Source organism: Pedobacter terrae, assembly GCF_036946585.1.
GTDB classification, from domain to species: Bacteria; Bacteroidota; Bacteroidia; order Sphingobacteriales; family Sphingobacteriaceae; genus Pedobacter; species Pedobacter terrae_C.
Genome location: NZ_JAQIIV010000019.1, coordinates 35540 through 54223, shown reverse-complemented (window position 1 = coordinate 54223; position 18684 = coordinate 35540). Strand labels below are relative to the sequence as shown.

Sequence of the window (18684 nt, the reverse complement as noted above, 5' to 3'; positions counted from 1 at the left end):
GCATAAAGAGGCCATTCGGTATCATATTTATGAAAATCGCTTAAGCTTTATTTTTGGTTTCCTGAACTTCTAAACGAATGGCCTGAGCTAAGTTTTTCAGATCTTGCATACCTTTACGTACGCGGGTTCCTGCTGCGCTATTGCCTTTGTTATAAAATTTGTCTGCATCAGCTTCTAAAGCTGCCACTAAACTTTTTACTTCTTCGAATTTTTTCATTTTGATTACTCCTTTGGTTCTTAAGGTTTTTAGTTTTAATTATCTAATTTAAAGGGTTAAAGGAAATAAAAAAACTTTTGGAACAATAAAAAATAGCTTACTAAACCGTTTTTTTCCACATATAGTGGGTTTATAAACATATAAACCATAAAAACGAAAACAAACAACTGAAACACAAGCCATTGCAAAAACACCGCCCCAAAAAAAAAGCCCTTTAAACATATTTAAAGGGCTTTGTAAAATTTCTATTGGTTTTAAGCAGTAGCGAAAAGATTCTCTTTATAGTATCCGTTTGCTAACTTTTCTGCAACTTCGCTAAAAGCATCCAAAGTACGTTGTACATCTTCAAGCGTGTGTACGGCTGTTGGGATTAAACGTAATTCGATCATTCCTTTAGGAATTACCGGATACACCACGATGGAGCAGAAGATGCCATAGTTCTCGCGCAGGTCGAATGTAAGTGCTGTGGCATCAGAGAGCTCGCCTTTTAAGAAAACCGGGGTAACTACCGAATCAGTAACACCTAGGTCGAAACCACGCTCACGTAATCCCGTCTGAAGGGTTGTAGCAATTTCCCAAAGTTTATCTTTTAACTCCGGGCGACTTTTCAATAACTCCAAACGTTTTAATAATCCAATTACCATTGGCATTGGCAAGGCTTTGGCAAAAGTTTGTGAACGCATATTGTACCTCAAGAAATTGGTGATTTCTTCAGTAGATGCCACGAAAGCACCAATGCCAGCCATTGATTTGGCAAAGGTACCAAAATACACATCAATCCCGTCAATACAGTCCTGAGCTTCGTGTGTACCGGCTCCTGTTTTACCCATGGTACCAAAACCATGTGCATCATCAACCAGGATGCGGAATTCGAATTCCTTTTTAAGATCTACAATTTCTTTTAATTTACCCTGCGCACCACTCATGCCAAAAACACCTTCGGTAATTAATAAAATACCTCCGCCAGATTCCTGTGTTAATTTTGTAGCACGCTCTAATTGTTTACGTGCGCTTTCTATATCGTTATGTTTATATACAAAACGTTTTCCCATATGCAGGCGCAAACCATCAATAATACAGGCATGCGATTCAGCATCGTAAACAATTACATCATTACGATCAACCAGGGTATCAATAATGGATACCATACCTTGATAACCATAATTCAATAAAAATGCATCTGGTTTACCAACAAAACCGGCCAATTCCTGTTCCAACTGCTCATGAAACTTAGAGTTACCACTCATCATGCGGGCACCCATAGGGTAAGCCATACCGTATTGAGCTGCAGCTTCTTCATCTGCCTTTCGTACTTCCGGATGATTGGCTAAACCTAAGTAGTTGTTTAAACTCCAAACCAAATGCTCTTTTCCTTTAAATTGCATATGCGGTGCAATTTCCCCTTCTAATTTAGGAAAGGAGAAATACCCATGAGACCATTTCTGGTGTTGACCAATTGGCCCCATGTGCTTTGCTATTTTATCAAATATATCCAATGTATTACCTGTTTTTTTATTATAAAATTTTGCGAATTTAAGCTTTATTCAGCTTAAAATCAACTTGGCGATCTTTAAGGTACCAATTAAGTTTTTTAACGTGCTAATTGTATGCCAAAAAAAGCCCCGATGTTACAACGGGGCTTTAAATTATGTTTGGTTGGTTTTAATCAACGTTATCATGCAGAAAAGAATTATTGGGTCTAATTTCCGTACCGCCATCCTGGTCGCTGCTTAAAGTAAACCTACTTACCTGCGATTCAGAAGAATGCTGAACCTGTTGTAACTGCATTTGCTTGCGTTTATAAGCAGGTTCATTTTCCAGTTCCTGTAAACCATTGGTTGTACGCAATTTCATGCTTAAATCTTTTAAACGTAAAATACGTTCTTTTGATTTTTTCAATTGCTCTTCCATTGATTCATCACTTTTGTCATCGTCCAATCCAACAACCGGCATTTCGATTTCTGGTTCAGGCTGCGGCATAGGGGCTGCTTTTGCTTGCGTTTCGAATACAAAATTAGTTTCTGCCAATTTAACTTCGAACTCAAATCCGTTTTCTTTTGCTTCTTCTACCTGAGGCTCTTCTTCAATTAAAGTATGCCGAATCACATTGCTTTCTGGATCCTGAACTTTTTGAGGTTCTGATTTACTAAACATACCACCAAAAAGATCTGCTTGCGAAACTTCTTCCTTAGTTTTTAAAACAGGTTCATAAGATGGTGCTGCTTTAGGCTGAATGAAAGAATTTACCGGTTCAACCGGACGAACAAGTGGTGCTTCTTCTGGCGTTAAAAGTGATATTTTCTTTTTATTTTTTTCTTCTTTTACGCGTTCTTCTGAAGTTTGAAAACCTGTTGCAATGATGGTTACTGAAAGTTTATCACCTAAAGATTCATCTGTACAATTACCCCAGATTAAATCTGCTGATAAACCAGCCTTTTCCTGGATATAGTCGGTAATGATTGAAACCTCATCCATCGTTACTTCGCGTAAACCAGAACTGATATTCAATAAAATATAACGTGCTCCTTCAATTTCATTATCTTTTAATAATGGAGAAGCTAAAGCGCCTTCTACTGCCTGTAATGCACGGTCATCGCCCTCTGCGGCAAAACTACCCATAATGGCTACACCACTATCTTTCATTACGGTACGCACATCCTTAAAATCGACGTTGATATAACCCGGAACCGTAATAATTTCTGCAATGCCTTTTGCAGCCGTTGTTAAAATATCATCGGCCTGGCCAAAGGCAGAACCCAGTGTTAAGTTTCCAAAGATTTCCCGCAAGCGATCGTTAGAGATAACCAGGTAAGAGTCTACATATTTTTTCAACTCCTCCATTCCCTCGTCGGCCTGCAGCCTACGTCTTTTTCCTTCGAAAGAAAATGGTGTAGTAATGATGGCTACAGTTAAAATGTCAAGTTCTTTAGCTGCTTGCGCAATAATTGGTGAAGCGCCTGTTCCGGTACCACCACCCATACCTGCTGTAATAAAAAGCATTTTGGTGGTATTACCTAACATAGCCTTAATATCATCGATATTTTCTATGGCTGAGTTTTTACCAACTTCCGGAATAGAACCAGCTCCCATTCCTTCTGTTAAGCTCGCACCTAATTGTACCTTGTTAGGTATGGGGCTAGATTCCAACGCCTGGGCATCTGTATTACAAATAATAAAATCTACACCAGTAATACCAGACAGGTACATATGGTTCACTGCGTTGCCGCCACCACCTCCAACACCAATAACCTTGATGATTGAAGATTTATCTTTTAACATTTCGAACTGCATATCTTTATGAATCAGTTGTTTAAAAATTTTTAAATTCTGTTCATTACTCCATGTAATATTAACACTTTTTCAACAGACGTTTTCCACAAGTGTTAAGAATGTGGAAAACTCTTTCTTTGTGGAAAAATAACTAGCTTTTCAGGTAATCTTCATCACTCACATTCATATCATCTTGAATGAAAGTTCTTGTTTTTGCCAATAGCTTATCGAACAAACCTGGCCCACGTTTTTCTTTCTCTTTCGCAGTTTTTGGTTTTTCTATAAAAACACCTGGTTGTTTCATTTCCTCCATCAACTCTTCAGCTTTTTGGATTCCTTTAATCAGCAAACCTACACTGGTTGCGTACATTGGGCTTTTCAGATCATCATAAATGGCTTTCGGCATATCTTCATATTTAGATAAATGCTCGTTCGGGTAACCGATACGGCAATCTAAACCCGTTACGTATTCAACCGCTTGAGATAAATGTTTTAATAAAGCGCCGCCGCCGGTAATCACGATACCACCGATCAGCTTTTTCTCATATCCGGAAGACTTAATTTCGTAATACACATGTTCAATAATTTCTTCCATACGCGCCTGAATAACATAAGCCAGGTTTTTAACCGAAATTTCTTTTGGTTCGCGGCCACGTAAACCAGGTACGCAGATAATTTCATTTTCTTTATTCTCTTCAGCCAATGCCGAACCAAAACGCGTTTTCAGCAACTCAGCCTGATTACGCATGACAGAACAGCCCTCTCTAATATCTTCAGTAACACTATTACCACCAAAAGGAATAACTGCAGTGTGACGGATAATACCTTCGTGAAAAATAGCAATATCAGTAGTACCACCACCAATATCAACCAATGCAATACCAGCTTCTTTTTCTTCCTCGCTCAACACCGATTCAGATGAAGCCAATGGCTCAAGAATTAAGTCCTGAGTTTGCAACCCTGCATTGTTTACACATTTTATAATATTTTTTACCGCCGTAACCTGACCAGAAATGATATGGAAATTCGCTTCAAGGCGAACTCCTGCCATGCCGATCGGATCTTTGATTCCCGGTTCGTTATCAATGGTAAACTCTTGCGGCAATACATGGATAATCTCCTCACCCGGAGGCATTACCAGTTTAAACATATCATCAATTAACTTATCGATATCCTTTTTACCGATTTCGTTGTTTAATTCTCTTCTTGTTAAAATCCCTCTGTGCTGTAAGCTTTTAATATGCTGACCAGCGATACCCACATTTACCACCTGTATTTCTACATTGGATTGTCCGCTTGCCACTTCAACAGCCTGAGCAATTCCCTGAACTGTTTTTTGAATATTAGAAACTACCCCACGCGTTACCCCCCGCCGATTCTGCCTTGCCTATTCCTAAGATTTCTATCTTACCGTGTTGCGTTCTACGGCCAACGATAACACAAATTTTTGTAGTACCGATATCCAATCCTACTACGATGGGCGACTGACTGGTAAATTTTGCCTTGTCCATATTTGTTAATTTTGCTGAGTTTTATACTGTTTTTCCAGGGCTCTGATTTCTCTCTCTCTTGCATCTTTTTCCTTTTTCAATTGAGCCTCAGATTTTGCCGGCTTTGGCTGTGTTGCTACCGTTTGCTTCGGTTTTTCTTTTTTATCCGCCGGTTTTGTTGCCTTTGGTTTTATGACCAACGCAACCGCCGGCTTTTTTACTTCTGTTTTTACTGGTGTTGCTTTTTTCGGTTCTACTTTTTTCGGTTCAGTTTTTTTAACTTCAACCTTTTTGGGATTAACCTTCTGAACTTCAGTTTTTTTTGGTTCTTCTTTATGTTGCTCAGGCTCAGGACGATCATCCATTGCCGCAACAATTGTACTTCTGACTAATGAGTCGGTTACACTTCGTTGTATCCTCAAACTATCTGCTGCAGAAATTGTTTTAGCTTTTTTCCCTAATTCTGTCGAATCTCTTTTTTCGCAAACAATCTGGTTGGTATACTTAATATTGATCGTTCTATAAGTATCCCATCCTACTTGTGGCATTGCTTTTTTATAGAACAATAACAGGTTATTCATTTTCTTTTCAAGAGAATCGGCGTTACCTAAAATAATGCGCTGATTACCAACTCTTGGTATCAGTTCGATATCGTTTTTTTGATCAACCACAACCTGCTCTATTTGCGAATCCCAGAGTGTGTCTTTTTTAATGAATTGTGCAGTTTTATATAAATCTCTCGCCAGTTTTGTATGTAAAGTATCTATCTTGCTGCCAAAAACTTCAGTAATGTGTCCTGTTGCCACCAATACATTAGCAGTGAAGTTCGATGAAATAGGCATTTTCAATCCATCATTATCAATATAGAAATCTTGCCCGTTCTCGTTCAATATGCGAAGGATAGGCTGGCGCTGTTTTACTTCAATATGCAGGACTCCATCCATATCTACATACACTTTAGCAAAACCGATATAGGGGTTAGACTGCAATTTTCTCTCAATATTATGAATATTGATATTTTCGAGGTTACGACCTAAAAGCACACCCTGATCTTCTTTCAAAATCGCGTCGATCTCTTCGCGCTCTATGAAATTATCTGCCCCAGGAATGAGGATCTTAACATCTTTGCATTTGACCGTCTGTTTCTTTACGTTGATAAAACTCAAAAGCACTACTACTCCTGCCAGGCTGATCAGCCAGGCAAATCCAGTAAAAATTGCGCCCCAGTTTATCCGTTTAAGCATTGTTCAAAGTGTTTTTAAGGGGTTCGATAATGGTGTCGATATCGCCCGCGCCTACTGTTAAAATTAATTCAGGTTTTGTATCTCTAACCTGTTGAATCACGAAATCTTTCTCACATATTTGTTTATTTGACAGTGTGATTTTATCCAATAAAAACTGTGCATTTATTCCTTCAATCGGCAATTCTCTTGCAGGATAAATTTCTAATAACATCAGCGCGTCCGCAGTGCTTAAAACCTTTGCAAATTCATCTGCAAAATCCCGTGTCCTGGTGAACAGGTGCGGTTGAAAAATTACTGTTAATTTCTTGTCGGGATACAGCTGCCTCACGGCATCAAAACAAGCCCTCAGCTCTTCAGGATGATGTGCATAATCATCGATGTAAATTTGATTGCCATTATTTACAATGTATTCAAAGCGGCGTTTAACGCCTTTAAAATTTGCAATAGCCTGCTTTATTTTATCCGCATCAATGCCTAATTGTAAAGCAATAGCAATAGCGACCGTTGTATTTTCAACATTGTGCCTACCGGGTAACATCAAACCGATGTCTTTAATACTATGGGAATTGTCCGTATAATCGAAAAGAAATTTTGAGCCTACTACCCTTAAATTCTCCGCCTTAGCTGTCGCGGATGAACTTGCTCCATAGCTGATGCTTTTTTCAAGCGGTAATCCTTCATGCGCATAGAGTAAACCTTCTGCTTTAAGCTGGGCTGCAAACAAACGGAAAGATTCTTCGATATGGCTTTTATCCCCGTAAATATCTAAATGATCGGCATCCATCGAAGTAACTACAGCTACATCAGGATGTAGAGTAAGGAATGAACGATCGTATTCATCAGCCTCTACCACTACCACATTGTTTCGTCCAAAAAGCACATTACTGTTATAGTTGCTGGTAATGCCGCCTAAAAAAGCTGTGCAATCGTAACCGGTATCTTTTAAAATATGTGCAACAATAGATGATGTTGTGGTTTTACCGTGTGTACCTGCTATGGCAATGCAGAACATTCCTTTACTGATAATCCCTAAAACTTCTGAACGTTTTTTTAGCGTAAAACCTTTTCCTATAAAGTAGTTTAAAATCTTCGAATCTTTTGGAACTGCTGGTGTGTAAACAACAAGGGTATCGTCCTGGTGATCCAAAAATTCATTTGGCAATGCAGCGGGTTCGTCAAGGAAAGTAATCGAAATCCCTTCCTGTGTTAAGGCTTCAGTCAGTTTGGTGTGGGTTTTATCGTAACCACAAACCACCTGTCCGCGTTTAGCAAAATAACGGGCAAGCGCACTCATGCCGATACCACCGATACCCACAAAGAAAACCCTATTTATTTTACTTAATTCCATTTTTTTTAGTTAAAAGCAGAAAGACAAAGCTTAAAGCTGCCTTTCTACTGTTCCTTTTTTGTTTTCTATCGCTTTTAAGATTACTTTGTACCTCGCAATGACGACCTTCCTTTCGTTTGGTCTTTTAGCATTAGACTGTTATCTTTAAGCTTACTTAATTAATTTCAATACCTCTCCAGCAATGATCTCATCCGCTTTTGGCAATGCCATCTTCGCCAGATTCTGGGCTAATGTTTCGCTCTGTTCTTTATTTTTTAGCAATGCCAACGATTCTTTTACAAGCGTATCTTCCGCAGCACGATCATTAATTAGGATGGCTGCTCCATTTTTGACCAGGGCCATCGCATTTTTCGTTTGATGATCTTCAGCAACATTCGGCGAAGGCACCAGAATCACCGGCTTTTTAATCAAACAAAGTTCCGCAATGGTTCCCGCCCCAGCCCGGCTGATAATGACATCGGCAGCGGCATAAGCCAGATCCATTTTGTTTAAAAACTCCAGGATCCGAACATTTGGGTGGTATTCCAGGCCCAACCTTTCTATAATCCCTTTGTAGTAATACTTACCGGTTTGCCAGATCACCTGTACATCTTGTGCAATAATTTCAGGTAAGTGCTTTTCAATTGCCTTATTCAGTGTTCCTGCACCCAAACTTCCACCGGTAACCATAATGGTTTTTTTTAATGGATCTAGTTTTAATAATTCGGCTCCTGCATGGTGTTTGCCTTTAATATCAATTACTTCCTGGCGCACAGGATTTCCTGTTTTCAAAATCCGATCAGATGGAAAAAACTGATCCATGTCATCGAAAGCGACACAGATTTTTGAAGCCTTTTTACCTAACCATTTATTGGTGATCCCTGCATAAGAATTCTGTTCCTGAATGAGGTAGGGAACTCCCTTTAAAGAAGCTGCATACAAAAGCGGTCCAGAAGCATAACCGCCAACGCCCACTACGGCATTAGGTTTAAAATCATTAATAATCTGCATGGCTTTACGCACACTACCGATTACTTTTAACGGAAGTGCCAGATTCTTAACAAGCGAGCCGCGTTGTAAGCCACTGATATTTAATCCGATAATTTTATATCCGGCTGCAGGAACTTTTTCCATTTCCATGCGGCCTACGGCGCCCACAAATAAGATTTCACAGGTTGGCACCATGCGTTTAAGCGCATTGGCTATGGCTACGGCGGGAAAAATATGCCCGCCAGTGCCACCACCTGATATGATAATTTTTGGGGAATTATTCATTTTAATTTTTTATCTATTTTCTTAACCGCAAAGTGCACTAAGTTTACTTTTACTACTGAGAACATTAAGCTTATTTTTGAATCACAAATCTTTCTTAGTGTTTCTCTGTGCCTTACTCTCTGTTTTTTCTGTAGTTAATTTATTTTAACATCTTTTAATAATGATCAACTATGCCATTGCTGGTATTTCACCAATTATTACTTTATTTTTCACTTTATCTTTATCTTCTTTTGTTGTGACACGGGCATTTTCCTCTACATCACGGCTTACGCTCAGAATAATACCAAAAGCCACACTCGTAAAAATCATGGAGGTACCCCCCATACTGACCAGTGGCAACGGAACTCCGGTTACCGGACCCAAACCAACGGCTACGGCCATATTTGCAAAGGCCTGAATGGTCAGACTGAAACTCAATCCGGCGGCCAGCAGGGCACCAAATGCTTTGGGCGCCCGCGTGACGATTTTAATACATCGGTATAAAAGCACCAGGTATAGTATCATGATAACAATTCCTCCCACAGTTCCCCATTCTTCAATAATAATGGCGAAAATAAAATCGGAATACGGGTGTGGTAGGAAATTGCGTTGTGTACTATTACCTGGTCCTTTACCAAAAACACCACCAGTAGCCAAGGCAATTTTTGCCTGATCTGCCTGGAAAGTTTTATCTGAATGCTGCATTTCGGGATGCATAAACGTATTGATCCGCGACATGTAGGTTTTTCTCCTTGGTCCCAAAAAGAAAACGAATAACAACAGGACAAAACCGCCTGCACAAACAATCGCGATCTGTTTAATACTGATCCTACCGATAATTAACAGCAATATACTTACACCAAAAAGCATTAACGCAGTAGATAAATTGGCCAGTGCGATTAAAACAAAAACCACACAAACCGACCCCATAATGGGTATAAATGATTCTTTAACGTCTTTAATATTTTCCTGCTTTTTGGTGAGCATCCGGGCCAAAAAGGTAATCAATGCCAGCTTGGCCAAATCGGAAGTTTGAAAGGTTAATCCGATAACCGGAATTTTAACCCACCTTGAAGCATCGTTTAAGTTGGTACCAAATATTAAGGTGTAGAACAGCAAAGGAATGGTTACAATCATCAGCACCTTCGAAATACCTGCATAATAGCGATAATCAAGCAGGTGGGCGATATAAATCATACCTATACCCAGCAGCACGAAAATAAGGTGTTTGGTAAGCAACAATTTTTCTACAGCCTCTCCTTTTTTATAGGCCAGGGTACCTGTTGCGCTATATACTGCCATTACAGATATAAGCGAAAGCAGGATGATGATCAGCCAGATCCATCTATCTCCTTTTGTTTTATTAAGTAGTGCCTGCAACATATATTGAGCCTCCTTCTATAATTCTCTAACTGCCGCCTTAAACTGGTTACCGCGGTCTTCGTAATTTTTAAACAAATCAAAACTTGCACATGCAGGTGATAGCAACACAGCATCGCCACGTTTGGCCAAATGGAAAGCAATCTGTGTAGCTTCTTCTGCAGAAAAAGTATTTACAATGATCTCTACATCATCCTCAAAAGCATCATGAATACGCTTATTGTCTTTACCCAGGCATACAATCGCCTTTACTTTACTTTTAACCAGATCCTTAAGCATGCCATAATCATTACCTTTATCAACACCACCCATAATCAGCACTACATCGCTCGTCATACTTTCTAAAGCGTACCAGGTGGAGTTTACATTGGTAGCTTTACTATCGTTAATGAAATCAATTCCCGAAATTTTGGCTACATGCTCTAACCTGTGCTCAATATTCTTGAAATTACCCATGCTCTCGCGGATGGACTCATTTCTTAATTCTAAAACTTTAGACACAATGCCTGAGGCCATAGAATTGTAAATGTTGTGCTTGCCCTGTAAGGCTAATTCTGAAATAGACATGGTTAGTTGGTTATTAGGTTCTGTAACGATATGTAAAGTATTCTCTTCTAAATAAGCACCTTTCTCAAGTGGTTTAACAATTGAAAAAGGATAGGTTCTGGCAAGAGGTTTAGTAATGGCCATGGCTTTCAGGCTCTCCTCATCGTCTGCACAATAAATGAAAACATCATCTGCAGTTTGGTTTTGAATGATGCGCATTTTAGATGCTGCATAATTTTCCAGTTTATAATCATAGCGATCTAAATGATCGGGCGTGATATTCAATAAAACAGCAATATCTGCCTTAAACTGAAACATATCATCAAGCATAAAGCTTGAAATTTCCAGCACATAATATTCATAGTCTTCGGCAGCCACCTGTGCGGCAAAACTCTGCCCGATGTTACCGGCTAAACCTACATTCAGGCCCGCATTTTTCAAGATATGATAGGTTAACAGGCTTGTGGTTGATTTACCATTGGAACCTGTAATGCAAATGGTTTTGGCCTTGGTATATCTTTTGGCAAACTCAATTTCCGAAATCACAGGAATACCTTGAGCTACCAGTTTTTTAACAATTGGCGCTGTTGGCGGGATACCCGGACTTTTGATCACTTCAGTTGCATTCAAAATCAATTCTTCGGTATGCTTTTCTGATTCAAAGGGTACGCCAAGCTTTTCTAACGCAGCTTTGTATTGATCATTTATAACACCAAAATCTGAAACAAATACCTCGAAGCCTTTGGCTTGCGCCAGCTTTGCTGCACCTACCCCACTTTCACCGGCACCAAGAATAACCACACGGCCTTGCCCGGTCATTGCTGACTCAGTATTGCTTGATGTGATGTTATTCGTGTTCATTGTTATTTTAGTATTAAGTAGTGAGTATCTAGTATCAAGACAGGAATATCACCACATTTTATTTATATTATTTACTATTCTTATTTTTCTTCACTATTTCAGCATCTGGCTATTAACCCTCTACCCTAAACCTTTTTACCCTCTACCTTTAACCTCACCTACCTTAATTTCAATGTTACGATGGTCATAATTGCCAGCATGATTCCGATAATCCAAAAACGGGTTACAATCTTGGCTTCGTGATATCCTTTTTTCTGGTAATGGTGATGCAAAGGCGACATCAGGAAAATCCTACGGCCTTCTCCAAATTTCTTCTTGGTATATTTGAAGTATGAAACCTGCATAATTACCGAAACCAATTCTACCAGGAATATTCCACATAAAATCGGGATCAAAAGCTCCTTACGGATCATCAGAGCAAAAGCTGCAATTATACCCCCAATGGCCAAACTTCCGGTATCGCCCATAAAAATCTGAGCGGGATAAGAGTTGTACCAAAGGAAGCCCACACATGCGCCAACAAATGCTCCTGCAAAAATCATCAGCTCTGCCGAATTTGGGATGTACATGATGTTCAGGTAATCGGCCATGATCGTATTACCCGATACATAAGCCAAAATCCCTAAGGTAATGCCAATTACGGCCGAGGTACCAGTGGCAAGCCCATCAATACCATCGGTAATATTGGCTCCATTTGAAACTGCAGTGATGATAAATACGGTAAAAATAAGGAATATGATAAATGCATATTTCTGATAATCGCCGCCTAAAAACTTTAATACCTTGGCATAATCGAACTCGTTATTCTTATAAAAAGGCATATTGGTTTTGGTTGATTTTACATCTTGCGTATAGTAAAACGTTTCGCCTTTCTGGCGCAATACCATCGGAACTGTAGAGGTACTTTTAACATTATCCTGAACGGTTTCCCTCACCACAATATTAGGATGAAAATACATGGTAGTGCCTACAATTAAGCCCAGGCCCACCTGACCAACCACTTTAAAACGCCCCGCTAATCCCTCCTTATTTTTCTTGAAAACTTTGATGTAATCATCCAAAAAGCCAATTGCGCCCATCCATATGGTGGTAATTACCATCAGAACAACATAAATATTGCCAATATTGGCGAAAAGTAATGTTGGGATCAGAATACCCAGCAAAATGATAATCCCACCCATAGTTGGTGTACCTTGTTTCTGCATCTGGCCTTCTAAACCCAAATTTCTAACTGTTTCCCCTACCTGTTTTTTATGCAAAAAATCGATGAGTCTCCGGCCATATACCGTAGTGATGACCAGCGATAAAATAATGGATATGGAAGCGCGGAAAGTGATGTACTGAAACAACCTCAACCCAGGGATATCATAATGCTTATGCAGGTATTCGAATAATAAATATAACATTAGCTGATTGGTTTTAATTGTTCAAGTAAAATTTCTTTATCATCAAAATGGTTCCTTACGCCACTAATTTCCTGGTATTTCTCATGTCCTTTACCCGCAACCAGAATAATATCTCCTGGCTGTGCTAAATGACAAGCTGTTTTGATTGCTTCTTTTCTGTCTAAAATGGATAATGTTTTACGCTTATTTGTGGGTGAAACCCCAACTTCCATGTCATTGATGATGGCCTGTGCATCTTCCGTACGTGGATTATCAGATGTGAGAATCACTTTGTCGCTCCAATCGCAGGCAACCTGGGCCATAATTGGTCTTTTGGTTTTGTCGCGATCTCCACCACAACCAATTACCGTAATTACCTGCTCGGTTCCTTTGCGTATATTGGCAATGGTACTCAATACATTCTGAACGGCATCTGGGGTATGTGCATAATCTACAATACCAATAATCTTATCGGCAGAAGTGATATAATCAAACCTTCCTTCTGCACCTGATAAACGGCTCAACATCGTCAGCACCCTTAATTTATCCTGCTCCAACAAAATCGCAGTCCCGTAAACAGCCAATAGGTTATAAGCATTAAAAGAACCCACCAATTTGAAGTAAACATCCTCGTTATCGATATCCAAATGCAAACCACTAAACTGGTTTTCAATAATTTTTGCCTTAAAATCAGCCATCTGCTTTAGCGCATAGGTCTTTTTATGGGCTTTGGTATTTTGCAGCATCACCATACCGTTTTTATCATCGATATTAGTCAATGCAAATGCCGTTTTAGGTAGCCTATCAAAAAATGCTTTTTTGGCTTTCAGATAAGCATCAAAAGTTTTATGAAAATCTAGATGATCATGCGTTAAATTCGAAAATACTCCGCCAGAGAAAGTTAACCCCTCTATCCGGTGCTGTGATACGGCATGTGAACTCACTTCCATGAAACAATAATCGCAGCCTGCGTTTACCATATCCCTTAAAAGCTGGTTTAAGTCAATTGGGTTTGGTGTAGTGTGGGTAGCAGGCACTACAGTATCATTGATGTAATTTTCTACGGTCGATAAAAGTCCTGTTTTATAACCCAGATCTTTAAATAATTTAAAAAGAATGGTCGCAATGGTAGTTTTTCCGTTTGTTCCGGTAATGCCGATCAGTTTTAAATCTGCTGATGGATTACCGAAATAATTACCGGCCATAATCCCTAAGGCAACCGACGTGTTCTCAACTTTAACATAAGTAACCGTAAAATTGTGAATTTCCGGCAAATTTTCACAGATAATTACGCCTGCGCCTTGTTGGACAGTTTGCTCAATAAACTGGTGTCCATCAACCAGGGTACCTATTACTGCAAAAAAGATATCATCTTTACCTACCTTACGCGAATCGAAATTCAGCGCATTGATCTGCCTATCGGTTTTACCAACCAATTCTTTAATCGTTACACCGTAAAGTAAATCTTGTAATTGCATTTTTTTATTCTTTTTAGTATCAAGTATCTAGAACCAAGTATTAAGAACTTAAGTTATACAACCCTACGCCTTAAACCTTTCTACCTTCCACCTCAATTCAACTCTATCTGTACGCCTAATCCTTTGCCCACTTTGGTACCTGCAGCTATCGACTGACTAACCACCTTGCCAGCCCCGAAAACTCTTGTTTTTAAACCAGCATTACCTAAAAGATACAAAGCATCTTTCAGCCCCATCCCTGTTACGTTTGGCATTACACCTTTACGCTCGCTGTTTTCCTGAAAAATTGTACCAGCACTAGTATCTATAATGTTGTAATACTCTGATTTTGAAGCAAAAAGCGGTTTAAATCCGAATGCTCTATACACTTTTTGGGTTGCTTTACTTTGCCCAGCTTTTGTAGGCGGTGTTCCGGTATTGCCAACCAGGCGGGTAGGCACATCATTATACATCTGCATGTCGCTGGCGTAAATCCGATCGGCAATTTCCCTAAACACCGGACCCGAAACCGTAGCGCCATAATAAGCGCCCTTTGGATCATTGATAACTACGATCAATGAATACTTTGGCTTATCAGCCGGAAAATACCCTACAAAGGAAGCCTGATATTGCTTATTAGCTTTATATCCCTTATTCGCATCAGCCACCTGCGCAGTACCCGTTTTACCCGCAATCGGATATAATGGGTTATAAACTACCTGTTTTCCACTACCTTCTGTTACCACCCCTTCAAGCATTTTCTTGATTTTACTCAAGGTAACATCTGAACAGATTTTGTCATTAATTACCCTTGCCTTGAACTGCTCGATCGGATTCCCTAACCTTCTGATTTCTTTTACAAAAATCGGTTGCACCATCTTACCGTTATTAGCCACCGCATTATACAGGGTCAGCATTTTTAATGGGGTCAACTGCATTTCATAACCATAAGCCATTTGAGGAAGGGTCATGTTTTTATTCCAGCTTTTGTTTGTTTTAGGATTTTTAACCACCGGCCTTGCCTCACCAGGAATCTGTAGATCCATTTTTTGATTCAGATGCCAATCATACAAGTGATCAGTAAATTTTATCGGATCGTTACCATAATGCATGTTGATCAGTTTTGCAATTGCAGCATTGGAAGAAGTTTCAAAGGCTTTTTTTGCGGTAACCGTTTCAATTTTTGGATGTGAATCTGTGATCAATTTTCCTGGAATCTGGTAATAACCGGTTCCGATCATCGTATTGGTATCAATTAGTTTATCTTCTAAAAGCGCCATGTAAGAAGCAAGTTTAAAAGTCGATCCCGGATCCTGATTACCGGCAATGGCATAATTAAACTTCTCTTTATACACCCCTTCTTCTACTTTGGAGAAGTTGGCTACAGCCCTGATTTCGCCAGTTGCCACTTCCATTAAAATCACTGTACCGTGATCGGCCTGCGACTTAATCAGCTGCTTTTCTAATGCACTTTGGGCCAGATCCTGCATATTTACGTCAATAGTCGAGATAATATCGGCTCCATCTTTTGGTGCAACCTCTGCTTCTTCATTTACCGGGATATAAACACCTCCGGCAATGCGCTGCATTAATCTTTTTCCGGTCTCGCCATTGATATATTCTTTATACGCACCTTCTAAACCTACCCCGTTTGCCACATTTTCGTTTTTATAACCGATGGTACGGGCAGCTAGCGCCTGAAAAGGAAGAATCCGTTTATTCTGCTGCACGGCAATTAAGCCACCACTGTACTTACCAATATTATAAAGTGGAAAAGTCCTGATCGTTTTAAGATCGGCATAGCCTACTTTACGGTGGATCAATAAATAGCGCGCACTATCCTGGCGGCCCTTACGCAGGTAACGGGCATATTCTTTCGCCGTTTTATCCTGAAAAATCTGCGATAATTTATATCCCAGGGAATCTACCTTTTCATTAAATACCTTATCATCCACTATTCCGCCGGCAAACATATCCATACGCAATTCATATTCAGGTACCGAAGTAGCCAACAAACTACCATCGTTAGAATAAATATTTCCACGGGTTGCTTCTACATTTACATAACGCGTAGAAAGGCTATCTGCCATAGCTTTCCATTTCTTTCCCTGTACAAACTGCACCTGACCGAGGCGTAAAAACACCGCGAAAGCAAAAAGCACAATTAAGCCAAATGCCAGATATACACGAAGCAAGATGTTTGCTCTAATATTCATCGCTTTTAACAATTATTTTTTTTGGTGGTTCAATCAGTTCTTTTATACCAAGGGTATCTACCTTTTTAGCAACCTCTGTTAATTTACTTTTAAACATCAGGTCGGCTTTAAGGGATTTATACTCCCATCTTAGTTCTTTTACTTCTTTATTTAATTTATCAATACGACGCACATTGTTTACCGCAAAATGGCTATTAGCGATATAAACCATTCCTAAAAAAGCCAAAAAGCACAAATAAGGCAAAGCATCAGTTGCCGCCTCTTTACTCACTAATCCATCATTAAAAAGCTTGCTGATAAAAGAATTGCTATCCATTTTCTCATCAGCAGTTTTTGGCTTTTTGGGCGCAGCTTTTAACTCTGGTTCAGGCCCAGCTTCCTCTTCTTCTATCTCCTCTCTAAACCTGTTCATATTTTTTCTGCAACTCTAAGTTTCGCACTGCGGGCACGATTGTTTTGCGCAATCTCCTCATCAGTGGCCACAATCGCTTTACGCGTAATCACATTAAATGGCTTTTGTTGATTTCCGAAGAAATCTTTTTCTACCTCACCCTGAAATTTTCCTTTCGCCATGAAGTTTTTAACTGGTCGGTCTTCCAATGAATGATAAGACATCACCACCAAATGACCACCAGGCTTTAACACCTCGGCCGCTTGTTGTAAAAAATCTTCAAGCACCTGGATTTCTGCATTCACCTCTATCCTAAGTGCCTGAAAAACCTGCGCCAGGTATTTATTTTCTTTTCCCTTGGGGATATAGGCAGCTATAGCCGATTTCAAACTATTGATATCAGTAAATGGTTGCTCTAAACGCGCGGTAACAATAGCACGCGCCAAAGATTTCGCATTTTTAACTTCACCATAAATGCCGAATATTTTATGCAGCTTATCTTCAGAATAGGTATTCAATATTTCAGCAGCCGTTAAATTACGGTGCTGATCCATACGCATATCCAAATCAGCGTTATGACGGATGGAAAATCCACGTTCAGGCACATCAAACTGATGAGAAGAAACTCCCAAATCAGCCAAAATACCATCAACCTGCCTAAAGCCTTTTAAACGGAGGTTATTTTTTAAAAAGCCAAAATTTTGATCGATAAAAATAAAACGATTGTCAGCCGGAATATTGGCCTGCGCATCCGGATCCTGATCAAAAGCAATCAGCCTGCCTTTCGGACCAAGATGTTTTAAAATTTCTTTCGAATGACCGCCACCACCAAAGGTCACATCAACATAAACCCCATCAGGTTTAATATTTAAACCATCAATACAAGGCTGCAACATCACAGGCACATGGTAATTATTCTCCATCGCCACCTCCTTTCTTATCCCCCATTACCTTTTGAGCAAGACTGGCGAAATTAGCCGGCACATCATCAAAAATATCTTCGTATGATTTTTTATCCCAAACCTCAATACGATCTAACTGACAAGCCAATACCAGATCACTACCGATACCTGCGTAATCAACCAGCGATTTAGGTAAAAGCACACGACCAGCTGCGTCAAGCGAAAGCTCGGTTGCCCCACGCGTAAAGGCCCTCACAAAGGCCCTGTTTTCCTGATCGTAAATATTAAGCTTAGACAGATCGGCTACAACAGCGTCCCAAACTTTCTTTGGATAGATAACCAGATTTTTTTCGAAACCACGGTTGATAATCAACCCTTCTTTCTCAGATTCAGGCAATTGTTTCTTAAGCGCAGCAGGAACCATAAGGCGGCCCTTCGCGTCAAGTTTACAATCAAATTCTCCTAAAAGTTGGGTCATAGTGGTATCTACACTTTTTATCTAGTGTAAAAGTAAAGAGTTCTACCACTTTTTACCACTTTTTACCACAAAAAAGTTTTCCACATCTTTTTTGTTACAACGATGGCTGTCCAATATAATTATAATATACCTACTCACACAATGAAAAACTCATTAGTAACTGATAATAAGCATTTTAAAAACATACAAGTGAAAAGTGTCAAGTTGGCCCATTTTTTTTAAAAATTCAAGTCATTTAATGTAAATACCTCAAAAAGCGAATTAAC

General features: G+C 39.5%; 14 protein-coding genes and 1 pseudogene. All 15 read right to left on the bottom strand.

Annotation, left to right across the window (positions count from 1 at the left end):
- Positions 1–40 precede the first annotated feature (40 nt).
- The 15 genes and pseudogenes from PGN18_RS19225 to mraZ all read right to left on the bottom strand — a co-directional run bounded on the left by PGN18_RS19225 (position 41) and on the right by mraZ (position 18418).
- On the bottom strand, positions 41–217 hold the full coding sequence (locus PGN18_RS19225) for a histone H1 (protein WP_090982499.1): 177 nt from the start codon (positions 215–217) through the stop codon (positions 41–43).
- 254 nt (positions 218–471) lie between these two features.
- Complete coding sequence (locus PGN18_RS19220; protein ID WP_335321204.1) at positions 472–1713, bottom strand: aminotransferase class I/II-fold pyridoxal phosphate-dependent enzyme; 1242 nt, start codon at positions 1711–1713, stop codon at positions 472–474.
- Between the two features lie 166 nt (positions 1714–1879).
- Complete coding sequence (gene ftsZ, locus PGN18_RS19215; protein ID WP_335321203.1) at positions 1880–3508, bottom strand: cell division protein FtsZ; 1629 nt, start codon at positions 3506–3508, stop codon at positions 1880–1882.
- A 130-nt stretch (positions 3509–3638) separates the two neighbouring features.
- Positions 3639–4998, bottom strand: a pseudogene (gene ftsA / locus PGN18_RS19210) (cell division protein FtsA).
- 5 nt (positions 4999–5003) lie between these two features.
- Positions 5004–6221, bottom strand: a complete 1218-nt coding sequence (locus PGN18_RS19205) for a cell division protein FtsQ (RefSeq protein WP_335321202.1) — start codon at positions 6219–6221, stop codon at positions 5004–5006.
- Entirely contained in the window at positions 6214–7569 is a 1356-nt protein-coding gene (gene murC, locus PGN18_RS19200) for a UDP-N-acetylmuramate--L-alanine ligase (protein ID WP_335321201.1), read from the bottom strand. Before murC ends, PGN18_RS19205 begins: the two co-directional genes overlap by 8 nt.
- A gap of 150 nt (positions 7570–7719) precedes the next feature.
- Complete coding sequence (gene murG, locus PGN18_RS19195; protein WP_335321200.1) at positions 7720–8823, bottom strand: undecaprenyldiphospho-muramoylpentapeptide beta-N-acetylglucosaminyltransferase; 1104 nt, start codon at positions 8821–8823, stop codon at positions 7720–7722.
- Positions 8824–8991: 168 nt separating this feature from the next.
- Positions 8992–10185: an FtsW/RodA/SpoVE family cell cycle protein gene (locus PGN18_RS19190; protein WP_335321199.1), complete on the bottom strand. Its 1194-nt coding sequence runs from the start codon at positions 10183–10185 to the stop codon at positions 8992–8994.
- Positions 10186–10200: 15 nt separating this feature from the next.
- A complete protein-coding gene (gene murD, locus PGN18_RS19185) occupies positions 10201–11589 on the bottom strand; it encodes a UDP-N-acetylmuramoyl-L-alanine--D-glutamate ligase (RefSeq protein WP_335321198.1) in 1389 nt (462 codons plus the stop codon).
- A gap of 158 nt (positions 11590–11747) precedes the next feature.
- Positions 11748–12995 (bottom strand): phospho-N-acetylmuramoyl-pentapeptide-transferase, encoded by a 1248-nt coding sequence (gene mraY, locus PGN18_RS19180; protein ID WP_335321197.1) that lies wholly within the window; start codon positions 12993–12995, stop codon positions 11748–11750.
- Entirely contained in the window at positions 12995–14452 is a 1458-nt protein-coding gene (locus PGN18_RS19175; protein ID WP_335321196.1) for a UDP-N-acetylmuramoyl-L-alanyl-D-glutamate--2,6-diaminopimelate ligase, read from the bottom strand. Before PGN18_RS19175 ends, mraY begins: the two co-directional genes overlap by 1 nt.
- Before the next feature lie 92 nt (positions 14453–14544).
- Positions 14545–16647, bottom strand: coding sequence for a penicillin-binding protein (locus tag PGN18_RS19170; protein ID WP_335321195.1), 2103 nt, complete (start codon positions 16645–16647; stop codon positions 14545–14547).
- A complete protein-coding gene (locus PGN18_RS19165; protein ID WP_335321194.1) occupies positions 16637–17059 on the bottom strand; it encodes an FtsL-like putative cell division protein in 423 nt (140 codons plus the stop codon). Before PGN18_RS19165 ends, PGN18_RS19170 begins: the two co-directional genes overlap by 11 nt.
- Positions 17056–17961: a 16S rRNA (cytosine(1402)-N(4))-methyltransferase RsmH gene (rsmH, locus tag PGN18_RS19160; RefSeq protein ID WP_335321193.1), complete on the bottom strand. Its 906-nt coding sequence runs from the start codon at positions 17959–17961 to the stop codon at positions 17056–17058. Before rsmH ends, PGN18_RS19165 begins: the two co-directional genes overlap by 4 nt.
- On the bottom strand, positions 17951–18418 hold the full coding sequence (gene mraZ, locus PGN18_RS19155; RefSeq protein WP_265849525.1) for a division/cell wall cluster transcriptional repressor MraZ: 468 nt from the start codon (positions 18416–18418) through the stop codon (positions 17951–17953). Before mraZ ends, rsmH begins: the two co-directional genes overlap by 11 nt.
- Positions 18419–18684: the final 266 nt, after the last annotated feature.